This window comes from Tolypothrix tenuis PCC 7101 (genome assembly GCF_963874875.1).
Lineage (GTDB): Bacteria > Cyanobacteriota > Cyanobacteriia > Cyanobacteriales > Nostocaceae > Aulosira > Aulosira tenue.
Genome location: NZ_CAWNJS010000001.1, coordinates 3,864,040 through 3,888,439, shown reverse-complemented (window position 1 = coordinate 3,888,439; position 24,400 = coordinate 3,864,040). Strand labels below are relative to the sequence as shown.

General features: G+C 40.1%; 22 protein-coding genes. 14 read left to right on the top strand and 8 right to left on the bottom strand.

Annotation, left to right across the window (positions count from 1 at the left end; genetic code table 11):
* Positions 1-49: 49 nt before the first annotated feature.
* Both AACU25_RS15880 and AACU25_RS15875 read left to right on the top strand, forming a co-directional pair.
* Positions 50-835: an AraC family transcriptional regulator gene (locus tag AACU25_RS15880; RefSeq protein ID WP_321206631.1), complete on the top strand. Its 786-nt coding sequence runs from the start codon at positions 50-52 to the stop codon at positions 833-835.
* 9 nt (positions 836-844) lie between these two features.
* Complete coding sequence (locus AACU25_RS15875) at positions 845-1,033, top strand: AraC family transcriptional regulator (RefSeq protein ID WP_321206634.1); 189 nt, start codon at positions 845-847, stop codon at positions 1,031-1,033.
* Positions 1,034-1,384: 351 nt separating this feature from the next.
* Here the strand turns inward: AACU25_RS15875 and AACU25_RS15870 are convergent, their stop codons facing one another.
* From AACU25_RS15870 to AACU25_RS15855, 4 genes are all read right to left on the bottom strand, one after another.
* Positions 1,385-2,758, bottom strand: coding sequence for an NAD(P)/FAD-dependent oxidoreductase (locus tag AACU25_RS15870; RefSeq protein WP_096577161.1), 1,374 nt, complete (start codon positions 2,756-2,758; stop codon positions 1,385-1,387).
* 205 nt (positions 2,759-2,963) lie between these two features.
* Positions 2,964-3,215 carry a hypothetical protein gene (locus AACU25_RS15865; RefSeq protein WP_096577159.1) on the bottom strand — a complete coding sequence of 84 codons (252 nt, stop codon included), beginning with the start codon at positions 3,213-3,215 and terminating at the stop codon, positions 2,964-2,966.
* A 387-nt stretch (positions 3,216-3,602) separates the two neighbouring features.
* The gene (locus AACU25_RS15860; protein WP_096577157.1) at positions 3,603-4,208 is read right to left on the bottom strand and encodes a DUF2231 domain-containing protein; all 606 of its coding nucleotides are present in this window, start codon (positions 4,206-4,208) and stop codon (positions 3,603-3,605) included.
* Positions 4,205-4,699, bottom strand: coding sequence for a DUF2231 domain-containing protein (locus AACU25_RS15855; protein ID WP_096577155.1), 495 nt, complete (start codon positions 4,697-4,699; stop codon positions 4,205-4,207). Before AACU25_RS15855 ends, AACU25_RS15860 begins: the two co-directional genes overlap by 4 nt.
* 959 nt (positions 4,700-5,658) lie before the next feature.
* On the opposite strand from AACU25_RS15855, the gene AACU25_RS15850 reads away from it, so the two are divergent.
* Positions 5,659-6,555, top strand: a complete 897-nt coding sequence (locus AACU25_RS15850) for an alpha/beta fold hydrolase (RefSeq protein ID WP_096577153.1) — start codon at positions 5,659-5,661, stop codon at positions 6,553-6,555.
* A 165-nt stretch (positions 6,556-6,720) separates the two neighbouring features.
* Positions 6,721-7,455 (top strand): glutathione peroxidase, encoded by a 735-nt coding sequence (locus AACU25_RS15845; protein ID WP_096577151.1) that lies wholly within the window; start codon positions 6,721-6,723, stop codon positions 7,453-7,455.
* A 140-nt stretch (positions 7,456-7,595) separates the two neighbouring features.
* On the opposite strand, the gene AACU25_RS15840 is transcribed toward AACU25_RS15845, so the two are convergent.
* Positions 7,596-8,843, bottom strand: coding sequence for an alpha/beta hydrolase family protein (locus AACU25_RS15840; protein WP_096577149.1), 1,248 nt, complete (start codon positions 8,841-8,843; stop codon positions 7,596-7,598).
* 325 nt (positions 8,844-9,168) lie between these two features.
* On the opposite strand from AACU25_RS15840, the gene AACU25_RS15835 reads away from it, so the two are divergent.
* The 4 genes from AACU25_RS15835 to AACU25_RS15820 all read left to right on the top strand — a co-directional run bounded on the left by AACU25_RS15835 (position 9,169) and on the right by AACU25_RS15820 (position 14,744).
* Entirely contained in the window at positions 9,169-11,430 is a 2,262-nt protein-coding gene (locus tag AACU25_RS15835; RefSeq protein WP_096577147.1) for an ATP-binding protein, read from the top strand.
* 57 nt (positions 11,431-11,487) lie between these two features.
* Positions 11,488-11,931, top strand: a complete 444-nt coding sequence (locus AACU25_RS15830; RefSeq protein WP_096577146.1) for a response regulator — start codon at positions 11,488-11,490, stop codon at positions 11,929-11,931.
* A gap of 549 nt (positions 11,932-12,480) precedes the next feature.
* Complete coding sequence (locus AACU25_RS15825) at positions 12,481-14,151, top strand: hybrid sensor histidine kinase/response regulator (RefSeq protein WP_096577144.1); 1,671 nt, start codon at positions 12,481-12,483, stop codon at positions 14,149-14,151.
* Positions 14,152-14,471: 320 nt separating this feature from the next.
* Positions 14,472-14,744, top strand: a complete 273-nt coding sequence (locus AACU25_RS15820; RefSeq protein ID WP_096577142.1) for a hypothetical protein — start codon at positions 14,472-14,474, stop codon at positions 14,742-14,744.
* Between the two features lie 497 nt (positions 14,745-15,241).
* Here AACU25_RS15820 and AACU25_RS15815 read toward each other — a convergent pair whose 3' ends face one another.
* Entirely contained in the window at positions 15,242-16,039 is a 798-nt protein-coding gene (locus AACU25_RS15815; RefSeq protein ID WP_096583802.1) for a methyltransferase domain-containing protein, read from the bottom strand.
* A 380-nt stretch (positions 16,040-16,419) separates the two neighbouring features.
* Here AACU25_RS15815 and AACU25_RS15810 point away from each other — a divergent pair, with 380 nt between their 5' ends.
* The 6 genes from AACU25_RS15810 (at position 16,420) to AACU25_RS15785 (ending at position 22,660) form a co-directional block, all read left to right on the top strand.
* On the top strand, positions 16,420-17,244 hold the full coding sequence (locus AACU25_RS15810; RefSeq protein WP_096577140.1) for an alpha/beta fold hydrolase: 825 nt from the start codon (positions 16,420-16,422) through the stop codon (positions 17,242-17,244).
* A 194-nt stretch (positions 17,245-17,438) separates the two neighbouring features.
* Entirely contained in the window at positions 17,439-18,032 is a 594-nt protein-coding gene (locus tag AACU25_RS15805) for a TetR/AcrR family transcriptional regulator (protein WP_096577138.1), read from the top strand.
* A 21-nt stretch (positions 18,033-18,053) separates the two neighbouring features.
* Positions 18,054-18,443, top strand: coding sequence for a tautomerase family protein (locus tag AACU25_RS15800; protein WP_096577136.1), 390 nt, complete (start codon positions 18,054-18,056; stop codon positions 18,441-18,443).
* Positions 18,444-18,780: 337 nt separating this feature from the next.
* Entirely contained in the window at positions 18,781-19,230 is a 450-nt protein-coding gene (locus AACU25_RS15795) for an acyl-CoA thioesterase (protein ID WP_045870224.1), read from the top strand.
* A gap of 515 nt (positions 19,231-19,745) precedes the next feature.
* The gene (locus AACU25_RS15790; RefSeq protein WP_096577134.1) at positions 19,746-20,507 is read left to right on the top strand and encodes a M48 family metallopeptidase; all 762 of its coding nucleotides are present in this window, start codon (positions 19,746-19,748) and stop codon (positions 20,505-20,507) included.
* A gap of 803 nt (positions 20,508-21,310) precedes the next feature.
* Entirely contained in the window at positions 21,311-22,660 is a 1,350-nt protein-coding gene (locus AACU25_RS15785; protein WP_096577130.1) for a glutamate-cysteine ligase family protein, read from the top strand.
* A gap of 189 nt (positions 22,661-22,849) precedes the next feature.
* Here AACU25_RS15785 and AACU25_RS15780 read toward each other — a convergent pair whose 3' ends face one another.
* Positions 22,850-23,320, bottom strand: coding sequence for an Hsp20/alpha crystallin family protein (locus AACU25_RS15780; RefSeq protein ID WP_096577126.1), 471 nt, complete (start codon positions 23,318-23,320; stop codon positions 22,850-22,852).
* A 311-nt stretch (positions 23,321-23,631) separates the two neighbouring features.
* Positions 23,632-24,327, bottom strand: coding sequence for a rhomboid family intramembrane serine protease (locus AACU25_RS15775; RefSeq protein WP_096577124.1), 696 nt, complete (start codon positions 24,325-24,327; stop codon positions 23,632-23,634).
* Between the last annotated feature and the right edge of the window lie 73 nt (positions 24,328-24,400).

Below are 24,400 nucleotides of genomic sequence, written 5' to 3'. Positions count from 1 at the left end.
GCAATAGAACAATCGTCTAAAATCGTTGTACAATTCTGCAAACTTGGAAATGAACGCTGCCAAAACGAGAGAAAAGTCTGATCTAGATTTAATCAACGACTCGCAGGCAAAGCGCGAGGCAGATAGAGCGCAAGCCAACAGAGACGAACTGACAGAGCGCATCTCACAGGCTATCCGTAATGATGGGATGATTGAACCACTGAAAGGATTGCACTTCAAATGCTCCTCCTCACCTGGGGAATGCTCTCATGGTGTCTCTGTGCCTGCCTTTTGTGTAATTGCCCAAGGTAGTAAAGAAGTGCTTTTGGGGAGCGATCGCTATTTGTACGACCCAATGCATTATCTACTGGCTACGGTCGAACTGCCGATTGTCAGCCAAATTTTGGATGCTTCCAAGGAAAAACCGCACCTGAGTCTTCGCCTTGATCTCGACCCCACTCTCGTTGGCTCAGTCATGGTTGAGGCAGGGTATCCCTCATCGCGCAGCCGTGCTGATGTGAAAGCAATAGATGTCAGTCCGTTGGATGCAAATCTGTTAGATGCTGTGGTGCGGCTCGTCAGGCTTCTAGATTCCCCTGCGGAAGCTCATGTTCTGGCACCACTGATTAAGCGGGAAATCATTTATCGGCTCCTGATGGGAGAACAAGGTAACAGGCTCCGTCATATTGCCGTTCTGGGTGGTTACACCCACCACATCGCCAGAGCCGTTGAGCGACTTCGTAAAGACTTCAAGGAACCTCTGCGAATTGAAAGCATTGCCCGAGAACTGGGAATGAGTGTTTCGGGCTTCCACCATCACTTCAAGTCTGTCACTGCAATGAGTCCTTTGCAGTGACAGAAGCAACTGCGGCTTCAGGAAGCTCGCCGTCTGATGTTGGGGGAAAACCTGGACGCTACCAGTGCTGCTTACCAAGTGGGGTATGAGGATGCTTCCCATTTCAACAGAGAGTACAAGCGGCTGTTTGGCGCACCACCGATGCGCGATGTGGAACGGCTGCGAGAAGCTGCGAGGGAAACTGTTAGTTCAATATGATCCAATCTGCTTGGGTTGAGATCATGAGAGATTAATTTGTCACTTGTTGAAAAAGCCAGCAGAATTGGGGGATTCTCCCCCAAACCCCCGATTGGGTGACGGTTGCGTCCCCCAAACCCCCTCCAAAATTATTGTTCTGGTTTTTTGTTGAGTAACTAGTGTTTTGGCTTTGTTGTCAATTAATTTTCTGAACTGAACTATACAGATTCAGGACTTACGCAAGCAAAATTTGTCATTGCGACCGGAACGGAGTGTAGGGAAGCAATCCCATAATTTAAAGCGATTACGTCGCACAGCTCGTAATGACGTAATTCCGTGACTTTTGCGTAAGTCCTGTAAAGAAATTACTTTTCAAGAAGTCTGATTTTTATCTTCATCGCCCAGCATTTTCAATAATCTTCTGGCAGCTAAAACGCCTACAACTCCAGCACCTACTAATTCCACTGCTTGTACAACTTTTTTACCAACATCTTGATTGTCTAAGTGATGGTGAAAAATCTCATCATGCACCCATTCTTCAGTAGCTTTAAAGTCATGAATTGGTGTTGGTAATAGTGTTAAATAAGTGCTTTGACGAATTAAGTGTGCGGGTTCACCTGCAACTTCAAAAACATTGAAAAGGTTAGCAGCCGCATCATTTAACCCCAACTTTAAGAGAGTTCCTCGGATATTAACTTTCACAGTTTTCAGTTCTTCTCCGAGAGCGATCGCTTTTAAATTTTTGGCAATAGTGGCTCCTTGTTGATAAGCGACTTGGGCTGTAGGTGGTAGGGAATTACCCTGAACTGCTACACAATCACCACCTGCAAAGACTTCGGGAAAGTCGAGCAGTTGCATAGTAGGCGTAACTAGGGGATGATTATGGCGATCGCGGTGTTCTTTGGGAATTGGTAAGTCTTGAATTAATGGATGGTTGGAAGTTCCGGCTGTCCAGATTGTGGTGTAGGTTGGTAAAGTTTTAACTTGCTCGTTAGTTTTATATTCAATAGAGTTGGAGTTAACCGCAGTCGCTTCAGCTCCCCTGAGAATTTCGATTGGTACAGTGCGTTTTTGTAATTCTTGTTCGGCGTTGGGACGGAGTGGATCGTTAATATCGCCGTCGAGAATTTTTTCACCATGATTGAGCAGAACTACATGGATTTCCTGAGGATTTCCCCCTAAAGCGCTATACCAAAGTGGGAGAAAATCTGCTAGAGTGGCTGCCATTTCTACACCGGAAGCACCACCACCAACTATCACTACAGTTAGCAATTTTCGGCGTTGTTCTGCATCTTCAGTTTGCAAGGCTCTTTGTAAACAATCACGCAAATGTTTATCGAGTGCGATCGCATCTGCTTGTGTCCAAAACGGGAAAGCATGTTCCTGAGCGCCTTTAACCTGATGATAGCCAGTCACACTACCTAAAGCTAAGACTAAATTACTGTAGCTGTAAGAATTTCCTGAAGCTAATTTTACTTCTCGTTGATGCAGGTCTATAGAATCGACGGTATCTTGAACAAAAATTACACCACTACCTTGAAGTAATTCCGAAAAGCGGGGTACTACTTGAAAGCTATCCATTTCGCCATCAAAATATTCATAAAGTAATGGCTTAAAACAAAAACGCTCATTTTTATCAATCAATATCACAGAACGAGGATAATGTTCGTGAGCTAAATGTAAGGCTGTAAATAACCCTGTAAAGCCACCACCTAAAATTACAGTTTGATGAACTGTGCTGTTCATAAAATCTCTCCCCTTGCAAAAGTTTTAGAAATCTAAATTGCTATTTTTCACGCATAATCAATCTGCTGAAATAACAATTTATCAGCGTGCATCTGCGTACCGTGCGGGAAGCCGCTACGCGTCTATATCCTCTTCCATCTGCGGTTAATTTAATCACCCATATAGAAACCGCTATCAAGAGTCATTTGACTCTTGATAAACTTGCTTAGAGAAATAGAAAGAAAGCAATTAAACCCAAGCTGAGAATAACAGCTAGCAAAATCGCATATTCAACTCTGCGACTAAAAAATCCCACCGCAGCAACTAGTGCGATCGCTAGCCCAATAATGCCGACATACTGCCCTTTTTGCAGATTTTTGGCAATGAGCGGGTCTTGTGCTGCACCTGGTGATGGGGTTTCTTGAATTGTTTTGGGTGCTAACTCTGAGCCTGGTAATTGTTGAAATAACAAGTTCATTGAATACTCCTGAAAAACATCGATTTTCTGAATGATTTTATGCTTGCTAAATGTAGAGTATGGAAAATAGAAACACTCATATCACTTCATTTTCAAAATGGTAAGCATAGGCAAGCAGAGGAAGTGATTTGTAGCAGCACTTTCGTGAATTGGTATGACATTACATGAACAAAATACTGAAATAACACCAATTCAAATAATGTTTACAACAGATACATTCTTTGTAGGGGCACGGCATCCACAATCTTTTGGCATATCAAATATCTTACTGGTGCCGTGCCCCTAGCCATCTGTCGTGTTCTTGTTTCAAAATGTTATAAAGTAGCTGAATTGGCACCAAAATTACCTTTGCTATAGTTACCACAATCAAAGAACAAACAAGCATAATTATTTGAGGAATACATCAGGATTTGTGCCCTGTTGAAGTAATTTTGCAGCAGTAACGTGAATGCCAAACTCTTCTCCTAATTGCGCCCCTAATGTTCCGTGAACATATAAAATTCCGAGGATGACAATCCCTAGTAACAAGTAACTCCACTGCACCTGTCTTGGTGACTCTTTGCGCCAACGGTAGCGTTGTAAGCCTCGCCACACAGCCATTCCCACCATAGTTGCTAACAACAACACGCCACCTAAACCATGTAACAGCATTGTCAAAGGAGCGCTCAAACCCCAAGCACTCTTTTCGTTCACTGGTGGGTTTGCTAGCAGTAGCTCAAAAAATCCCGCCGCCACAGTGAAAAAAGTTACAGTCGCCGCCGCTAGGAGATTGTACCAACCGACATCAAACAGACCCGCACGGATAGCAGGAAGACCTAAAAATTTAAAAATCGGTTTTTCTATAGGAAAAAGTGTGGCTGCGATATCAAAGAGGATGGCAATAATAAATAAACCCAATGTTAGATGCACTAGTTGGGGATGTAGAGGAATTTCGTAGGGTAGTCCGTTAGCAGTGAGTTTTAATCCCAACTGATCGATAAGCTGCGAGTTCATCCCGAGACTCCCCGCTTCATTGCTTCCACAACTGGCTCTACATGAAAGCCATACACCCAAAACAGTTTGCTTCCCAAGTACACTTGCAAGAACATCAGACAAATTAAAAATGTTGCTGCGCCGAGATAAGCAGGTGGTATTTTTTGGGTACGGCGGTTGCGAATCACTAACCGCCAAGCTGCGATCGCTACAACAATCGCCGCTAAAGACCAACCCATGATTGTATGAAAATTCAGCGTTGGCTGTGCAGCTGCGTAAATATTGGCTAAACCCGCTTCAAATTGACCAAAGATGACCGCCATAAAAATAGCGATCGCAGCCACAAACATATTCCAGAAACTCACCTCCAATAAACGCACATTGCGGGTGAAATAGCCCACAACATCGCAGAAAAACGAGAAAAACACCATCGCAATCACAAAGTGAACAATGATGGGATGTAGAGGATCGGGGTACGGGAGATTCTGACTATTGAGAGGTAAAGCAGACATCACTTTTTCCTTAGCATATCCAGTGCTGTGATTACTGAAAGCTAGTAAACAAGTGCTTGAGCAAAATTAAAGTTCCAGGTGAAGGCAAAGGAATAGAGGATGTGTAATTAATTTTATTGAGGTAATTACCGCATTCAGTATTGGCTATTTAAGAAATTTAAATTATGCAATACTGCCAAAAAACTATAATTACTAAAATAATTGATATATAAAATATAGGTATAAAACTACTGTCTTAGGGATGATTTACAGCTTAATAAGTGACTGGTTTTTCATAAACTCATAAATTTTTATTATGAAAAAGCATATTATGTATATCGGCATTTTCACATCAGCTTAATTATGCGCTCAAGAAGCCCTACTGTATCAGGGTTTTACGAGACTTATCTACGAATATTTAATACTTGTATATAAAATTTAATTAGTTACTTATCCACAACAAAACCCTAGCCTAAACAAGTTAAAATCAAATATTGACAATTATCATTTAAAAATCTCTAACTTAAGAAAGATGCATTTTTAAATCTATATACAGCAGATTGCAAATTACTGAGTTACATATAATTATCTGAAACATGGCTATGCCGCAACCCTTGTAATTCATTTACCTGAAATATGCTGTATTTAATACTCCTCAAATATACTCTTACTTATTTTGCCTATCCTCTCGTACAGGCTTTTAATGTAATCAGGACTTACGCAAGTGTCACATTATTTTTCTTTTAGGCTGTCCAGGGGAGCCAGTCACGTGCGGAGGTTCCTTCCGTTGAGTGAACTGGCGTTCAACGGTCAAAAGTCCAAAAAAACTGAATTTTGACCCTTGACTCTTGACTATTGACTCTTAAACCAGAAGATTGGTGTACCAATTGCGTAAGTCCTGGTAATTTATTAAGTACAGTAGAGACAAAATAGTTAAAAATTGTATTATCACTAGTAATTTTCAGCTAAAAAAATTAAAAATGTTAGCACATCAAACACAATTTTACACTTGGCACAATTATCGCTGTGCCTACGAAGTTCATCAACCTAACAATGTAAATTCTGAAGGTATACCCATATTATTAATTCATCCCATAGGTGTGGGATTATCGCGGCAGTTTTGGCAAAGATTTTGTCGTGAATGGTATCAAGCAGGGCATCGTAATCTTATTTATAATCCTGATTTATTAGGATGTGGTGAAAGTGATATGCCTCACATCGCTTATACTCCTAGCGATTGGGCACAACAGTTGCATTACTTCTTAAAAAATATTGTGCAAACACCTGTAATTGTTATAGTGCAAGGTGCTTTATTGGGTATTGCAATTAAATTAGTGCAGATAGAACCAAACTTGATTGACTCCCTAGTATTTGCTAGTCCTCCAGCTTGGCCGATTATGACGAAAGAATCTCCAGCTTGGCAGCAAAAGCTAGCTTGGAATCTCTTTGATTCACCTCTGGGTAATGCTTTTTATCGCTATGCGCGCACTCCCAACTTTTTGCGCTCTTTTTCCACTCGTCAATTATTTGCTAGCAGTGAGACAGCCGATCAAGAGTGGTTAAACGCTTTAGTTAAAGGTGCAGAAAATACCGCCAATCGTCATGCAGTATTTTCCTTTTTAGCTGGATTTTGGCGACAGAATTATAGTCATGATATCGCTGCTATTCAACAACCAGCATTAGTAGTTGTTGGCGATAAAGCATCAAATATTAGCAAAGAAGGGCAAACAGAAACACCAGACGAACGTTTAGCTAACTACCTTGCTTATTTACCCCAAGGACAAGGAGTTAAATTGACTGGGCGCAATGTCCTTCCCTATGAATCTACTGCAGAATTTGTAGCTGCGATCGCACCTTTTATTCACTCTAGAGGTTAGAGGCTATTCCCTGGCTTTTATTACTCAAGAAAGTTGTTAAGAAGTTGAAAATTATACTAGTATATCCCGACAAATTAAAATCTCATGCATAACAGGTCAAAAGCTAAGAATATAAGCCTTTTGACTGTTGAAACTCTCAATAAATTGATTATTTAAGGAGGCCTTATGCTGTCCAATCGCCGTGGGCAACGAGTCCCTAATGTTACATTCCGTACTCGTAAAAAAAACCAATGGATAAATATAACCACTGATGATCTGTTTGCTGATAAGACAGTGATTGTCTTTTCCTTACCAGGTGCTTTTACACCCACTTGTTCTTCTAGCCATCTACCTGGTTATAACCAGTTGGCGAATGTATTTAAAGAAAATGGCGTGGATGATATTGTTTGTATTTCCGTCAATGATGCCTTTGTCATGAATGAATGGGCTAAAGACCAAGAAGCCACCAATATTACTTTAATACCTGATGGTAACGGAGAATTTACTGAAGGTATGGGAATGCTAGTAGATAAAACCGAACTGGGCTTTGGTAAACGCTCATGGCGCTATTCTATGCTTGTCAAAAATTGTGTAATTGACAACATGTTCATTGAACCCGAAGAGCCAGGCGATCCCTTTAAGGTATCTGATGCGGAAACAATGCTGCGATACATTAACCCTGAAGCAGTAAAACCGAAGCTAGTTTCCCTGTTTACTAAAGTAGGTTGTCCTTACTGCGCCCGCGCAAAAGAAATGCTCAAGGAGCATAATTTGAATTATGAAGAAATTGTCCTAGGTAAGGATGTTACTACTAATTCTTTAAAAGCGATTACAGGTGCAACAACAGTTCCCCAAGTATTTATTGATGGACAACTTATTGGTGGTTCTGAGGCTTTAGCATCTTACTTTGGCGGAAGATAGATTTTTTTGATTATCTCAAGTTCAGCGTTGCTATTAGGAAAGCAACGCTTTTTTATCATATTTGATTTTTGAAATTACTTGCGTAGTAAGACATCATCAATGCTTTATAAATAACCTCTTACTCTTGAATCAATTTACTTTTAACAGTATTTTTGTTTAATAGCTTCTACTTCCTGCCTTAGTCCGTTAGCATGAACTAAACCAACATAACCCTTAAATTGACAATTACCTAATTCATTATAGACAGAAACATGAGGTATTTGAGCAATATTATCTCGCATTCTTAGTTTGCCACTGCCATCTGCAAAATAAAAATGCTCTTTAAGTTTATCAACTTTACCAAAGTATTGCTCCCAAGCCTTATCCATTTTTGGATCTGTTTTATGTGCTGACTCTGTATCCTCTAATAATGTAATTGTCATGCCAGAAACTTTCTTGAGACGCTCAATAACTATATCTATTATTTTTTCCTCATCACCCAACATATTATCTACAATAATTTTTGCGGTTTGAGTACATTTCCAATAATTAGTATGACCATCTCCTGCACCAGAAGCAATCGCTGCCAAAGAAAAAGCTTGATTGATTTTTGGATTTACTTTACTAGCGGCTTCAATAGCAGGAAACTCAGCTAATCCACGTACAGTCTTTTCTAAATCATTAGCACCAGTTGATATAAATTTATCTTGTACTGATAAATTAGAAACTCCATTGATTTTTAAGCTAGAGCTGATAGGATAGGCAATTAAATCTGAAGAATGAATAATATTAGTCCATCTAATAGGTTGTTGATGAAATAACAGCGCAAACTTATTAACATGTTCAGGGTTAATATCTAACATCATATTGAATAAAACTATAGGTGAACCCATAGTAATAATGCTTTTTATTTTCACTGTTTCAAGTATTAATGAGCGAAATTTAAATGCCGCATCACCAGGTTGAAATTTATCTGAAAATAAAATATCCCATAAAATAACAGTTCCCATAGAATGGGCAACAATATGCAAATCTTTGTCTTCAGGATGATTGTTGACAAAATCTTCTAAATGCCCGGCAATTGCTTCTCGGATTTTCGCACCTCGTTCTGGGTTAAGGTATGTGAAAGCATCTCCTACAAAATCAGAGATAAATTCCCTTCTTATTTCTTGTCCGCGAAATATATCTTGAAGATTAACATTAGGATTTTGTGATTTCAGGTCTTTTAAATCTCTATCAATACAATTCCAGATTTTGTCTTTTTTATTTAAAACATCAGCATAAAATCCAGAATGGAAATATGGGAAATCTTTACCACGTTGTGATAATTCGTCTTTAATGAGATGTTTTAAATCTTGGGCAAATTTAACTTTTGATTCAGCAACACCATGAATAAAAAATACTAGCATTGGTCATTAATATAAATAACAACGATTACAATTTACTTTTTGATTTCTGAAACGACAATGTGGAAACAACGAATGAGTAGCGCTGCGTCTCCTGGCAAAGAGGCTACGCGTAGCTTACTTTTTATGACAAGTACGTTGCTAATACCAGAGTTACCTGGAGCGGAGGACATTCTGTTGGAAACCCACCCCAGCACCAGTTTCTCTACAAAACATAATTTTTAAGCGTGCTTTATTGCGTTGAGTATATATTTTTCTGTTATGGTTTAAAGAAATGTAAAATTTAATTGCGGCATTGCAAAAATAAGCTTGCCACTAAACTAAATTTATGAGCCAGTCAGAAGAGACTACAGCCCAAAATCCTTTTTTGACTAACCACGATCGCAGAGCGATTCATCTAGCTGGCTCAATTCAACCTCATGGTGTCTTACTGGCACTGAATTCCCAGTTAGAGATTCTGCAAGTTAGTAACAATACACAGCAATACTTTGGCAAAGCTACCCAAGATTTGCTTGGTCAATCTTTAGACAGCTTATTTGATGCTCGACAAACTGCAACTATCAAGCAGTGCTGGGAAAAAAATATTGGTAGTGTTAGTAGTTATAAAGTAGCAATCATCACTAATCATCAAGAACAATTTTTTGATTGTATTGTCCACCGCACAGCAGATGTTTTGATTGTGGAGTTGGAAGCTACCGCATCTAATTCCGAAATCAGTTTCTTTAGTTTTCATGGTTTGGTAAGTGATGCGATCGCCCAAATGCAAAATACTGCTAATCTGGTAGAATTCTTAGATCTGGTGGTGACAGAACTCCGCAAAATCACAGAGTTTGACCGAGTAATGGCGTATCAATTTGATGGGCAAGGGGCTGGTGCTGTCGTTGCGGAAGCTAAACAGGAGGATTTACCACCATATTTAGGCCTGCATTATCCCGAAACAGATATTCCTATCGAGAGTAGAGAGTTATATACCCGCTGCAAACTGCGATTTATTCCAGATTTCAATGCTCAAGCAGTGAACCTCGTACCCATAAATCACCCCATAACCCATCAACCTCTAGATTTAACCTTGTCTGTACTCAGGGGTGTGGATACTTGTTGTGTGGAATTTCATCAAAATATGGGTGTGAGGGCGTTATTGGTAATCTCGCTAATGCAGGAAGGGAAGCTTTGGGGCTTAATATCTTGCCATCATCACACACCAAAGTATCTTGCTTACGAAGTGCGAAAAATCTGCGAATTTCTCGGACAAATTGTCTCTTCAGAGTTAGCACACAAGGTTAGTCATTCGGAATGGGACTATGAGGTGAAGCTAAAAGCCCTCCAGTCTGAATTATTAGCCTCTATTTCCCAAGCTGATAATTTTATCGATGCTTTGATTAAACCAGAAATCCGCTTGCTGGATGTTGTCAGTGCTGCTGGTGCCGCAGTTTGTTTGGATAATGAAATTACCTTGGTGGGCGTAACACCCAATCTTGAGCAAGTTCAGTCCTTAATTGAATGGGCAGATACTCAGGTACGGGAAAATTTATTTTATACCGATTCTTTAGCCAAGCTTTACCCCGATGGGATTGTCTTTAAAGATACTGCTAGCGGCTTGTTGCTACTGCGGATTTCGCAAGTGCGGCGCTATTACATTCTCTGGTTTCGCCCGGAAGTGATGCAAACGGTAAATTGGGCAGGAAATCCCAATGAATCTATTCACCTTGATGTTGATGGTAATGTTACCTTGGGGCCGCGAAAATCTTTTGCCAAATGGCAGGAAACAGTACAATTAACGTCCCTACCTTGGAAAAAATCGGAACTGGATAGTGCGATCGCCCTCAGAAATGCGATCGTAGGGATTGTACTTTCTAAAGCCGATGAGTTAGCCAAAATTAACCTAGAGTTGGAACGCAGTAACCGTGAACTCAGTTCCTTTGCTTACGCTGCATCTCACGATTTAAAGGAACCTTTGCGGGGTATCTATAATTACTCAACTGTGCTGATAGAAGACTATGCCCATGTACTTGATGCTGAGGGGATTGAATACATAGAAACAGTAGTCACCTTATCAGTAAGGATGGAAGCGCTGATTAATGCTTTGTTGCGACTAGCACAATTAGGAAAAGCACAACTACGCGCCAAAGCTACTGATATTAACGAATTAATCAACCAAGTAATTGATATCTTTTATGCTAGTCGCCAATACTCTCAGGTTTTGGATATTCGCATTCCTCGACCTTTACCAACAATTTCCTGTGATGCTGTGTTGGTAAACGAAGTTTTTAGTAACTTGGTTGGCAATGCGCTGAAATATAACGATAAAGCAGAACAATGGGTAGAGATTGGCTATCTAGATGCTGCACAACAACAGACAGGCGAAAATTCTGCACCTGTATTTTACGTGCGCGATAACGGGATTGGGATTCCCGAACATCATCGAGAAACTATCTTCCGCTTATTTAAGCGCCTCCACTCCCAAGAAAAATTCGGGGGTGGAGTTGGTGCAGGATTAGCGATTGTTAAGAAAATTATTGAGCTGCACAACGGGCAAATTTGGCTTGAGTCTAATGTTGGCCTTGGCTCAACGTTTTATTTTACGCTGTAATAGTTTAAGATAAGTAACAAAAATCTTTTTAATTATTGCATTTTGTTAAGACAACTGATGACAACGAAACTTCATGAACCTCTACTCGTGGTTGAGGACAGCAATGAAGATTTTAGGATGCTGCAACGGTTAATGCGTCGCATGGCTGTGCAAAACCCTATCTATCGCTGTACCAATGGAGACGAGGTCTTAGATTTACTTTATCAAGCGGGCAACAATGAAAAATCTTCTGTGGGTATTAAACCTTCTGTGATCCTGCTTGACCTCAATTTACCGGGGATTGATGGTCGTGACATTTTAGAAAGGCTTAAGCAAGACACCTGTTTTAAAGAAATCCCGATTGTGGTTTTCACTACTTCATCAAATCCTAAGGATATTGAATTGTGTTACCAAAAGGGCGCAAATGGTTATCTTGTTAAGCCGATGGATGCACAAGAACTCCAAAAGACAATTCAAGCGTTTGTCGCCTATTGGCTAGAGGCTAATACCCCGCCAGCCTGAGAGTAACTTTGTGTATATTCGATAGCTGAAATACTAGATAGCAACTCCGGCTGAGGAACAGGATACAGCAGCAAATTGTATCCGTCGGTTAGTGCTGGCGTTGAATATTCACACTGGATGGTTGTTCTCAGTGTGTCTAAATTTCTATGTCTGCGCGATCTCTTGGCTCTTCGCGTCACGTCGTTTCCCCCTCTCAGTGGCTATTTCTAGGATTTACCCACTAGTTGCTGACAACTAAATGCTGATAACTAAATACTGGAGTGATATTTCCGGCAAGTTAGCCGAGCGCTTTAAGTTTTTTCAACAAATTTTAGATTTTATTTATATTTATTTTAGATTATTTTTAGAATTATGCAATAGGTAATCACCCAATACTTTTTGGTTAAGGGCAAAAGGGGAAGGGGAAAAGGGACAAGAAAAAACCTTTAACCCTTACCCTTTCACCTTTTCCCCAAACCAAATTAAGAGTTGAAAATCCTTAACCGAGAAATATTGGGTAATCACCTAGTTCTCAAAAACTCTATTAATCTCGCAGATCCTCATACTTTTATGTTGGACAAATCGACGCTACTGATTATTGATGATTGTGCAGCGGATCGGAAAATCTATCGTCGATATCTTTTACAAGATCCCTATCAGTCCTACCAAATTTTAGAGGCAGACTGTGCAGAAAGCGGCTTGGCGTTATGTCAAGAATTTGGCTGTGATGTGATTCTGCTGGATTTTTGCCTGCCTGATATGAGTGGCTTGGATTTCTTTGATAAGTTGAATCAAAAAATATTTGAGGCTCCTATACCCGTAATTATGCTCACAGGACGGGGTGATGAAGAGGTTGCCGTCCAAGCAATGAAACGGGGTGCCCAAGATTATATAGTCAAGCAATACCTCAAACCAGAAGTACTGCAACTAGCTGTTCGCAATGCCATCAAGCAATCTTATTTACAAGCCCAACTCTACAAACATCGAGAACGACAGCGTTTAATTGCCACAACAGCGCTGCGAATCCGCCAGTCTCTTGACTTAGAGCAGATTTTAAACACAGCAGTAGTAGAAGTACAACAGCTGCTCAAATGCGATCGCGTCATGGTTTATCAGTTCACATCAGATATTGAGGGTAAAACTGTAGCTTGCTCAATTGAGTGTTGTGAATCTGCCCCAGCATACAATAACATCCAAAATGTCTGTAATCAGGTGGGGGGAGAACGCCAACATTGGGGATGTAAATTACCCATGTCTGATTTCTACAATGCTGGCTGGAGTAATTTTTATTTGCAGTTGTTAGAACAATTTAAAAACGAGGAAAATTTAGTAGCTCCCATTAATTTAAGTAACAATGATCAGCAGGAAGATCAGCTGTGGGGCTTGTTGATTGCTCACCACAGTTCCGGAGAGCGAGGTTGGCAAACTGATGAAGTAGAAATGCTTAATGAATTGTCAGTACAATTAGCGATCGCAATTCAACAAGCAGAATTACTCGCCCAAACTCAAGCTGCATTAGCCAAAGAAAAACAACTCAATGCATTTAAATCTCAAATAGTCGCCACAGTTTCCCACGAATATCGCACCCCATTAACTTCGATTTTGGCAGCAGCATCGACTGTGATTAAACATGGTCAGCATTTAGACGATCCGAAAAAACAGAAGTTACTAGGAATTATTGAACACAAAGCTAGGTCTATGGCCAAACTTGTGGATAATATGCTGATGGTCAACCAAATCGAACTCGACAAAACCAGATTTCAGCCCATACCCCTGAATCTGCTGCAATTTTTCAGTGATTTGATGGAACAAGAGCAAGAACTAATTAGCGATCGCCATGAATTAATTTTTCATAGCAGTGGAAATTACCAAGATTTTTGGGGCGATCGCGGACTGTTACAGCAGATATTTGTCAATTTAATGTCCAATGCAGTTAAGTATTCTCCCCAGGGAGGTACTGTAGAAGTGCGGCTGCTGGGCAAAGAATCAGAAGTGATGTTTGCCATCACAGACCAAGGCATTGGCATACCAATAGCAGACCAAGAACACCTATTTCAATCCTTTGGCCGGGGAAGTAACGTCGGGACAATTCCAGGGACAGGTTTAGGATTAGCGATCGCTAAATCTTGCGTGGAGTTACATGGCGGAAAGATTACATTATCCAGTCAAGTTGATCAAGGAACTACTGTGACAGTCACCTTACCCAAGCAACCTAAAGTTTTTTGTGCCAAACACTTTTAGCGAGACTTTGAATCCTTCCAACTAAAGCGAAATTCCTGACTATAAATATTTTTACCAATTTAATTTTTTTTGGCAAAATATCAATCATTTCTAGAGACACAAGATTTTTTGCCCTACCTCATCACCAAAAGAGGCTACAAAAAAGAAATGAATATATAATTGATCGGTTCAATGAAATCTTAGCTTGATGGAAGCATAACCAAACAAGCAGAACCTATAAATGCCGTTATGTATGCCAGGGTAAAAGCATCAACATAACTAATTTATGGAGTCAGTTTCATGGACTTTAAACGCCAACATTATTCCAAAGCATGACTACAATGTCTAAACTTTACTACAACGCTGAACATGACTCTGTGCCCGATGGATTAGCAGAAGACTTCGCCTTAAAACTACAAGGTGGAGATATTGTCACCTCTAATTATTTAGTTGTCCTCGCAGCTAAAGTTTTGGCAAAAGAGAAAAGAATTAATCCATTTACCTTAGTCTGGTTGGATGGCAATGAATATCCCTGCACCGATAATGGCATGATTGAGAATGAGCCTTATTTCGATAAATATACAGAATTATTGCAAAGGTTAAGTGCCAGCTAAAAAAGTAATTATAATAGTGATAACAAAGGCTATTTGACAACCTTTAAAGATGTGATTCGTAGCATGGTGGAGAGTCACATCTTTTAGTTTCTCAATGATGGAATGAAATTTAACGGATTGAAATTTAAAACTTCTTCTCTCTGCATCTGTGCATAATACCAATTTGAAAAAAGAATGCCACAGACTGTAGGGACAAGGCAAGGTCTATCGGTGTCAACTTAACGTGAAACCCTCATCAAGACTTGATTTTGCATCAAATCGCCTACAATCAAGATCCGCGTTACCCCTCCCCAGTTTTGTCTAAAGCCAAAACGTCCCCTCCCCTTGGCAAGGGGAGGGGTTAGGGGAGGGGTAAAATGCTTGTGGGGCAAGCCTTTTAACTTAAGTTGACACCAATGGGCCTTGCCGTGCCCTCTAGAATATATTGATGTATCGCCAAGATTATTTGAATTGGTATTAAGATAAATCATCCCTCATTGATGCAACACCAAAATAAATTATGCAGATTGTTGCGCCACAACTCCCACAGTGGCGTGATAAATAGCCCAAGTACTGGGATCATCTGCAAATTGGCAATAATTTTCAATATCCTCATAATTAGCTTGACCAGTTGCAATATAAGCCTGTGCAAGTTGCATAGCAGACATCTTCATCACTGTTGCTATCCCAAAACCACCATTAGCTAAGGGTGTATCATTGTCTACAGATAACAGATGTAATCCTTGTCTTTGGCAAATAGCAGGTAACTTCACACCCAAAGCATAATCAAGTCCTTTATTCGCAAACATCTGCAAGATAGCTTGATTAACTCGATTCACTGAATGCAGTAGTTGTGAATTTCCTATAATTGCCCTAGCAGCAGCAAAATCAGGCTCCTCCAGTAAAATCCATCCACCTGGTTTCAGCATACTGAGCATTTGGGATAATGCAACTTGAAAGTCGGGGATATGGACGAGAACAAAACGAGCATGAATCAAATCAAAAGAATGCTTCTCCAGTTCTAAATACCGAATATCCTCTTGTAAGATTTCTACATTCGATGGCTGAGAGCCTTGTAAAAACCGAGTATCCATGTCTACAGCCACAACATTGCCACTTTCACCAACGATGTCTGCCATCCATCGCATAATAGAACCAGCCCCTGCGCCTACCTCCAGACATCGCCAACCTGTTGTCAGTCCTGTTGCTAGTAATTGTTTGCGAGTTGCTGGATCGAATACTTTTTCAATTGTTTGCAGTCTTTTCAGTTCCGGAGAATTTTGTGACTTAGCAAATACGTAGCTAGAGTCTGTCACTATCATTTTATCCTACACTTTCTAATTAAACATACCCTGACAGTCTCAAGACTTAGTTGACCGACGAAAAATAACTTTAAGAGTAGGTCAGCAATAATCTAATAATTTGTACGGTGCGGTAATCTTTTAGACTGACTCTACTTTTTTAACACATAGAAATCTGTTAGGTAAGAGTCCATATATACGAGCAGCCTACGGTAAAGAAGTTTAACACGGAGAAAAATCTATCTTTAGGAAGAAATTAAGCACACAATGAGCAAATTACGTTTTAAATCCATAAATTCAGTGGTATGTATTAGATGCCTGAAGAATAACGACTATAGATTGAAATCGGAGTTAACCCTTTTAGCTCCCACATAATTTTCAGTGAGGCTTTCATAATGAGTACAATCACGACCCAAGACGGCACCCAAATTTATTACAAAGACTGGGGTGCAGGACAGCCTGTTGTCTTCAGTCATGGCTGGCCGCTAAGTTCCGATAGTTGGGAAGCGCAGATGTTGTTTGTGGCAAACCACGGATATCGAGCGATCGCTCACGATCGCCGGGGACATGGGCGCTCAAGCCAACCCTGGAACGGCAATGAAATGGATACCTATGCCGATGACCTGGCGACTTTAATTGAAACCTTAGATTTGAACGGAGTGACTCTGATCGGTTTCTCCACAGGTGGCGGTGAAGTCGCCCGCTATATTGGTCGTCATGGTACAGCAAGAGTTAGCAAAGCTGCATTGATATCTGCAGTGCCGCCGCTCATGCTGAAGACTGCAAATAATCCCGATGGACAACCCATCGAGGTGTTCGACGGGCTGCGCGCTGCTTCCCTTGCTGACCGATCGCAACTTTACAAAGACCTCGCCAGCGGCCCATTTTTTGGTTTCAATCGCCCTGGTGCTAAAGTCTCCCAGGGGATGAGTGATTGGTTCTGGTTGCAGGGGATGCAGGGGGGTCACAAAAACACGTTTGACTGCATTAAGGCATTTTCGGAGACAGATTTCACCGAAGATCTGAAAAAGTTCGATGTGCCAACGTTGATTGTTCACGGCGATGATGATCAAATCGTGCCTATTAATGCTGCAGGGATCGCTTCCGCCAAAATTGTGAAGAATGCCACATTGAAAATCTATCCTGGCGCGCCCCACGGACTGACCAATACCCACCAAGACCAACTAAACGCTGACCTTTTGTCCTTCCTCAAGGATTGAGTTAAAAAGTAGGGTAGGGATTAGGATTAGGGGGAATAGAGACGGGGAGAATTAATTCAAAATTTAAAAAAATGCCCTGTTCCCTCTTCCCTCTCACCACCACCAATTACTAATTACCCAATGCCCCATAACTTTTGACTCTTGATAGTTGACCATGATAAATTACTTAAGACCAAGTGGTCTTAAATAATTAGATGTCCAAAGGCGAAGAAACAAAAGCAAAAATTATTCGACAAGCTGCAGAACTGTTTAACCAACAGGGTTACGCTGGCTCGTCAATTTCGGACATCATGCGAGTTACAGGATTGCAAAAAGGAGGAATTTACAATCATTTTCAAAGTAAGGATGACTTAGCACTACAGGCTTTTGATTTTGCGATCGCCTCTGTAAGTCAGCATACTAGAGCTGCATTGCGTAGTAAACGCCATGCTATTGAACGTTTACAAGCCATTATTGGAGTATTTAGCAGTTTTGTAGATAACCCACCCATCAAAGGAGGTTGTCCAATATTAAATACTGCAATTGAAAGTGATGATGCTCATCCCGCCTTACGAGAAAGCACTCAAAAAGCGATGGATTCTTGGCGAGAACTGATTCGCTTAATTATAGAAAAAGGAATTTCTAGAGGTGAAATTCGCGCTGAGGTAGATGCTGATGAAACTGCCACTATTATCATTGCCACCCTAGAAGGAGCGATGATGATTAGTAAGTTATATGATGATACGATTCATATGCAAAGGGCGATTAATCACCTAAATCAATACATCAATAATCAAAGAAATTCGTAATTTTAGCTCATATAAAAAATCATGGTACAAGTCAAAGTATATGGTTTAGCAGATAAATTAAACCCGATTAAAGCGGAATTATCCAATACTATTCATAGTGCTTTAATTGATGTATTACAAATTAGTCCTGAAAAACGATTTTATCGCTTCTTTCCACTAGAGGCAAATGATTTTTACTATCCTTCGGATAGGTCGCAGCAATATCTCATTATCGAGATTGTGATGTTTGAAGGACGCTCTGTGGAAACTAAAAAACAGTTAATTCGCCAACTTTTTAAAAAGATTAATGAACAGTTTAATATTGCTGTAGCTGATATTGAGATTACTTTTTTTGAAACACCCAAATATAACTGGGGTATTAGAGGATTACCAGGAGATGAATTAATTTTGAACTATCAAGTGGAAGTTTAAGCATTGCAAATTTTGTAGCTCATTGTATCTGTGGATTGTACGGCATAGCTATAGCTCAATACCCTTGGGTTAAGCTCATTAGCGATTGATTTGTTAGTTATTAAAGAAGCCAGAAGAATTGGGGGATTCTCCCCCAAACCCCCGATTGGGTGACGGTTGCGTCCCCCAAACCCCCTCCAAAATGATTGTTCGGTTTTTTGTTGAGTAACTAGTTTTTTGGTTTAGTTATCAATTAATTTTCTTAACTGAACTGTATTTAGCTATAGCTACATTGATCATGCTTTTTTTTGTAAATAAAAAGACCGTATGGTCTTAACTTTTCCAAGCAGGAGAAATTATGTTATTGATTGACAACTTGCAAAGACCATTGGAAGTAGAACTTGCCATTCCTGTGAGAACTTATGATATTGATTTTGCAGGCATTGTAAGCAACATAGTTTATATCAGGTGGCTAGAAGATTTACGTTTAAAGTTTTTACATGAACATTTGCCGCTTGATGAACAAATTGAGCAAGGATATATACCTATTCTTGCTGGGACTGAAATTGAATATAAACGTCCAGTAAAACTGATTGATAAAGTTATAGGTCGTTTATGGGTAGGTAGTTTAGGGCGGTTGAAGTGGACTGTACAAGCAGAAATATTAGCTAACAATGTGATAGCTGCGGTAGCTATACAAAAAGGAGCATTTCTCAGTTCTCAAAATAATCGTCCTGTCCCAGTCCCCGAAAAATTACAACAAAAATATTTAGATTATCAAAACGCAAATTTAACAACTTCAACATAATTACTAATTCGTAATTCGTAATTAAACAGAGGATTAGAGTCCCTAAGCTAAGACAGATTGTGCCGTTATGGGTGGGGTTTAAATCCTCATTCATGACGTAATTACGTAGGTGTTAGCTAATGCTTCTGCAACGCTACAACTTGAGGAATAAGAATTGAAAGGGGTGCGTTACGCTGACGCTACGTTAATTTATACGTGAATTTCAAAAATTCAATATAAGCAAGCTCATTCATTTTACATCCAGTCGCTTTGGGCAACTGACTCAGGACTGATAGTAAAATGATGACTTAGCAAATCAAATTACTCCTTTGTGCTGGCTCGTTTGGCAGTTTTTTAGCTAAAATATTAAATAGAGATTACCTATCAAGGTAAATGAGATAACTGCTATTAGCTCTTAGATAGCATAATTGCATCAAAGATTTTTTAATATTTTTTGATAATAACTTGTAATTTAATGCATAGATAAAATACACAAACTTGACTTTTCATTTGTTGTTAACTTTTCATTTTTGGTTATGCTTCCGAAATTACGTAAAGGTGTTTCTGTACTATTAGGCATGGGTACTGCTGTAGGTGTGGGGTTAACTTCTCTTGCGCCAGCCAGTGCAGTTCCCTGGGGTCAGCTACTATTTAATGGAATTCAGTTGTTGCAACTTTCCAACGTTTCCCCAAAGCAAACAGTTACACTAGGTCAAAATATTCACCAGCAGGTCAAGCAAAATTACAGATTAGATTCAAATTCTCAAACTAATGCTTATGTTAACCGTGTTGGTCAAAGGTTAGCTAGAGCTAGTAACTGTTCAGAAATTCCTTTTCACTTTTATGTAGTCCAAGATTCTAGTATTAATGCCTTCTCAACCACAGGTGGCTATGTATATGTCAATACTGGACTATTAAAAGCAACGGATAACGAAGACCAACTAGCAGCAGTGATGGGTCACGAAATAGGTCATATTTGCAACAATGACCTGATCAATAAATTGAAACAATCCCAACTAGCGCAAGGCGCAGCTTCACTAGCTGGTTTAGACCAAAGCGCTGTCACTGCGATCGCCTACAAGTTGGCTGTAGATTTACCCAATAGCCGCGAAGCCGAATATAACGCCGATGACAAAGGCTTGCAGTATATGAAACGAGCCGGGTACAATCCAAAAGCGATGCCTGCATTCTTGAAGAAGTTACTTAACCAGCCTTCCCAACCATCATTTTTAAGCGATCACCCAGGAACAAAAGAGCGAATTTCTGTGATTGAAAGAAAAATCGCTGCTGGTAGGTAATTTGTAAAGGGTGTCAAAAAGTCAAGGGTCAAGAGTCCAAAAGTAGGATGCGTTAGCGACAGCGTAACGCATCATTGTCAATGCTAACGTTAACCCATTTGTAGAGAGCCTGAAGGCATTTTTAGTGAACGCCTTCAGGTTTTCGATTAACGAGTTCTCATTTATAGAAAACATCAACTCATTTATGAAAAACGAGTTGACCTTAATTATGAACGAGTTCTCATTTATAGAAAACATCAACTCATTTATGAAAAACGAGTTGACCTTAACTATGAACGAGTTCTCATTAATAGAAAACATCAACTTATTTATGAAAAACGAGTTGACCTTAATTATGAACGAGTTCTCATTTATAGAAAACATCAACTCATTTATGAAAAACGAGTTGACCTTAATTATGAACGAGTTCTTATTTATAGAAAACATCAACTCATTTGTACCCAACGCCTTGGTGTAATACGGATTGGTTCACGAGAAAGCCAGAACCCTTTTACCCTTAACCCTTTACCTTTCCCCAAATCTTCCTTTACCCGACTTTGTAGCTCTGTTGCGAAAGTGATATCGGTGGAGGCTGATATAGGACAATAAAGCTTGTTCAGAATTTGAGCATTATTTTTTGATCAATCACAACTATCCACGAGTAGCAATCAGCTTGTTGGGTATTGGGATATTTACTGATAGGGTCTTCCAGTTTTGGAGTTAATGCGATCGCTCAACTGCTGAACTGAACAGTTACCTTTCTCTCAAGAATTTCAAACGTTGGCAAGACCCGTAACCTCATTATTAACAAAATATTTGGGATTATGGATGTATTACAACGTCGCATGGGTCTTGAGCAAGAGTTTTTCCTAGTAGATGAGACGGGCGAACTCAGCAATCGTGGCGATGAATTTTTGCAGGGTTGTCATTTGATGGCGGAGACTCAAGGCTTAAACCCTAATTACTTTGTGCCAGAGTTCGTCAAAAGTATTGTAGAAATTAATACTCCACCAGCTTACTCTGGTTCAGAGCTAGCTACAGAGTATTTAAAAAATCTCAAATTGGCGTTAGTTGTAGCGCGGCAAATGGGTTTACGGCTTTATCCTCTCTCTAGCTACCCTTTGCATATTATGCCAGTGATGCGCGACCATCCGAATTATCATATCCAAGCGCGGACAGTCGGCTATGATCGCTTTTTGCACGCTGGGAAATGTACGGGTGTACACCTGCATTTAGAAGTAGCGCCTGGAGTCATCGATCCGCGTGTAGCTGTATCCTACGATTCTACAGCAACAGAGCGAGAGGAACTACTTAATATCTACAACTTGGCTACGGCTTTTGACTCAGCATTAATTTCTTTGGCGCGTGCTTGTCCTTTTTATGAGGGTGAGGCGATTGGGCTAGCTGCCCACACAATTCGTTATCGCGGTAGCGAAATCTTTGGTTGGGATGGCGTATATACTTATTTACAGCCAGTCGGCGGATTGATGCCTTATGCCGAAAACGTAGAAAGCTTAGTTGAGCAGCAATTTGCCCGCTATTATGCTTGGCTGCAAGCCTTAGATAAAGCCGGAATCGAACGCCAGCAGTTTTTAAAGGCGGGAGGAAGCTTACTTAAATCAGCATGGAATCCCATCAGGCTTAATAAACTGGGTACTGTAGAAATTAGATGTATTGACAGCAACTATCCATCAGTAATTATTGCTGTAATTGCACTTTTAGAAAAAGCTGCCCATCGAGTCAGAAGTCAGCACCTAACAGTTAGACCAGCCAAAGAATTATATACCTTTGAAGTCAGCGGAAATTATCTGTGGGTGCCAGATTTTGAATATTTAAATGGCGAATTACTGTATGCTGCGGCGACAGAAGGAGTTAAACACCCGAAAGTTCAAGCTTACCTCGATTCTGTATTGCAATTTGCCATTACAGATGGCGGCGAAGGTACAAAGTATTTAACAAAATTGCGATCGCAACTAGACCATTATCACAGTATAGAAGCGGATATTTTGGAAGAATTTACCCCCACCACCGCCAAACTTTCGCGAGATGACGGTTTGCGTTTAGTAAGAGAGTGCTGTGACAAATTAGAAGCACAGGTTTTAAGACTCGATACCCAGCACCCCCTAGCAGCTTTAGATCGGGAAGTTGAGGTTGCTAATTCCGTGAGGCGTTAGGGACTGGGGACTGGGGACTGGGGACTGGGGACTGGGGACTGGGGACTGGGGACTGGGGGAGGAATTACCAATTACCCCATGCCCTATGCCCAATGCCCTATGCCCCATGCCCCATGCCCACTTCCAACAAAAAGCGATCGCACCTCGATGATGAGTCAAAGTGCGATCGCAACCTTAGCCAAAACCTAATTAACCGATATTTACCTTGACAACTTTTTGTTTGTCGGCTTCTGCTTTCGGTAAAGTGAGTTTAAGAATGCCATCTTTATATTCGGCTTCTACCTTTTCATGTTGAATTTGGGACGGTAGGGGAATCACCCGTTGGAATTTACCATAGCGGAATTCCGAGCGAGCTACACCGTTTTCTTCGGTCTTAGTTTCAGATTTCCTCTCACCGCTAATAGAAACTGAATCGGTAGTTACTTCTACATTGATATCTTTTGATTCCAAGCCAGGAATTTCAAGTTTTAGGCGAATTACATCATCAGTTTCTTCCATTTCCGCAGATGGGACGAAGCCAAATCCGATACCTTCACCACCGTTAGTTGTTGGCATTAATTCCTCGAACAAGCGGTTCATTTGCCGTTGTAAAGTATCAATTTCACGGAATGGTTCTAAACGGTCAATATCCCGAAATGGATTCCAACGCATAAGTGCCATACTATCACCTCTAAGAAGCAATGTTTGGTTTGAGGAAGCTTAATCTCAAGCTTGCTTGTAGGTAAAAACTTTTGTTGTTGTCAGCACTTAACTTTTTATTTCTTAAAGCTTAATCTCAAGCTTCCTAATTAATAGATTAGTGCAAATTTATCAGTTGGTAAGTTCGGTTTTATGACAAAAACCTATAGCAATAGCCGTACCTGTTTATAGGCAGCATAAGCCATAGTAATTTTTGGGGGAAAGGGAAAAGGGGAAGGGTAAAAGGGAAAAGGGAAAGGAAACTATCTTGAAACTTAAATACTAGCCCCTACTCACTTCTGTAATCGCATGAAGACGGCACCAATCACTAATCCTGCCGCTTGCGCCCAGTAAGCAATACTGAATTGATTAACCCCCACAGGGGGAATATTTAAACTACCAATTCCATAAAATAACTGTTGGATAAACCACCAAATTAAATAGGCAAACGCAGGTAATTTAGCAGGTATATAAATGAATATTAAGGGGAGAATACTGTCGATTTTGGCTTTAGGAAACTTTACAATATAAGCCCCTAAAACAGCTGCGATCGCACCATTTGCGCCAATCAAGGGAACTGTTAAATTAGTTTCAGAAAATATTTGTACTAATTCTGTAAAAATGCCAGTTAATAAATAAAATCCTAAATAGCGTCCATGACCGAGAATATTTTCTAAACTTTTACCAAAAACCCATAAAAAAAGTAGATTACCTAATATTTGGCTAAAACTACCATGTAGGAACATTGCTACTGGCAAAGAAAGCAATCGCCAGCCTACCACTACCCAAGCTGCTGGGTTAACACTCGCATTGATAATTCCGTCAATAATCTGCGCTGGTATCACACCCCAACTTTGAATAAATTCGCCTAATTGATCGCTTAATTCTAATCTGATTTCCCAGAAAAATATTACAATATTAATACCAATCAGCCAGTAAGTAATCATCGGTCGATGACGAATGCGAATATTATCATTAATAGGAATCATTATTTGTCATTTGTCATTTGGTAATTGGTAATTGGTAATTGGTAATGGGAATTTCTCCTCTACTTCCTCGACT

Bases quoted from the DNA above. Each gene is read 5' to 3' on its own strand.
- AACU25_RS15835 (WP_096577147.1), top strand. From the start codon at position 9,169: ATGAGCCAGTCAGAAGAGACTACAGCCCAAAATCCTTTTTTGACTAAC.
- AACU25_RS15880 (WP_321206631.1), top strand. From the start codon at position 50: ATGAACGCTGCCAAAACGAGAGAAAAGTCTGATCTAGATTTAATCAAC.
- AACU25_RS15840 (WP_096577149.1), bottom strand. From the start codon at position 8,843: ATGCTAGTATTTTTTATTCATGGTGTTGCTGAATCAAAAGTTAAATTT.
- AACU25_RS15780 (WP_096577126.1), bottom strand. From the start codon at position 23,320: ATGGCACTTATGCGTTGGAATCCATTTCGGGATATTGACCGTTTAGAA.
- AACU25_RS15785 (WP_096577130.1), top strand. From the start codon at position 21,311: ATGGATGTATTACAACGTCGCATGGGTCTTGAGCAAGAGTTTTTCCTA.
- AACU25_RS15810 (WP_096577140.1), top strand. From the start codon at position 16,420: ATGAGTACAATCACGACCCAAGACGGCACCCAAATTTATTACAAAGAC.
- AACU25_RS15790 (WP_096577134.1), top strand. From the start codon at position 19,746: ATGCTTCCGAAATTACGTAAAGGTGTTTCTGTACTATTAGGCATGGGT.
- AACU25_RS15775 (WP_096577124.1), bottom strand. From the start codon at position 24,327: ATGATTCCTATTAATGATAATATTCGCATTCGTCATCGACCGATGATT.
- AACU25_RS15850 (WP_096577153.1), top strand. From the start codon at position 5,659: ATGTTAGCACATCAAACACAATTTTACACTTGGCACAATTATCGCTGT.
- AACU25_RS15795 (WP_045870224.1), top strand. From the start codon at position 18,781: ATGTTATTGATTGACAACTTGCAAAGACCATTGGAAGTAGAACTTGCC.
- AACU25_RS15805 (WP_096577138.1), top strand. From the start codon at position 17,439: ATGTCCAAAGGCGAAGAAACAAAAGCAAAAATTATTCGACAAGCTGCA.
- AACU25_RS15855 (WP_096577155.1), bottom strand. From the start codon at position 4,699: ATGTCTGCTTTACCTCTCAATAGTCAGAATCTCCCGTACCCCGATCCT.
- AACU25_RS15820 (WP_096577142.1), top strand. From the start codon at position 14,472: ATGTCTAAACTTTACTACAACGCTGAACATGACTCTGTGCCCGATGGA.
- AACU25_RS15825 (WP_096577144.1), top strand. From the start codon at position 12,481: ATGTTGGACAAATCGACGCTACTGATTATTGATGATTGTGCAGCGGAT.
- AACU25_RS15860 (WP_096577157.1), bottom strand. From the start codon at position 4,208: ATGAACTCGCAGCTTATCGATCAGTTGGGATTAAAACTCACTGCTAAC.
- AACU25_RS15800 (WP_096577136.1), top strand. From the start codon at position 18,054: ATGGTACAAGTCAAAGTATATGGTTTAGCAGATAAATTAAACCCGATT.
- AACU25_RS15865 (WP_096577159.1), bottom strand. From the start codon at position 3,215: ATGAACTTGTTATTTCAACAATTACCAGGCTCAGAGTTAGCACCCAAA.
- AACU25_RS15830 (WP_096577146.1), top strand. From the start codon at position 11,488: ATGACAACGAAACTTCATGAACCTCTACTCGTGGTTGAGGACAGCAAT.
- AACU25_RS15845 (WP_096577151.1), top strand. From the start codon at position 6,721: ATGCTGTCCAATCGCCGTGGGCAACGAGTCCCTAATGTTACATTCCGT.
- AACU25_RS15870 (WP_096577161.1), bottom strand. From the start codon at position 2,758: ATGAACAGCACAGTTCATCAAACTGTAATTTTAGGTGGTGGCTTTACA.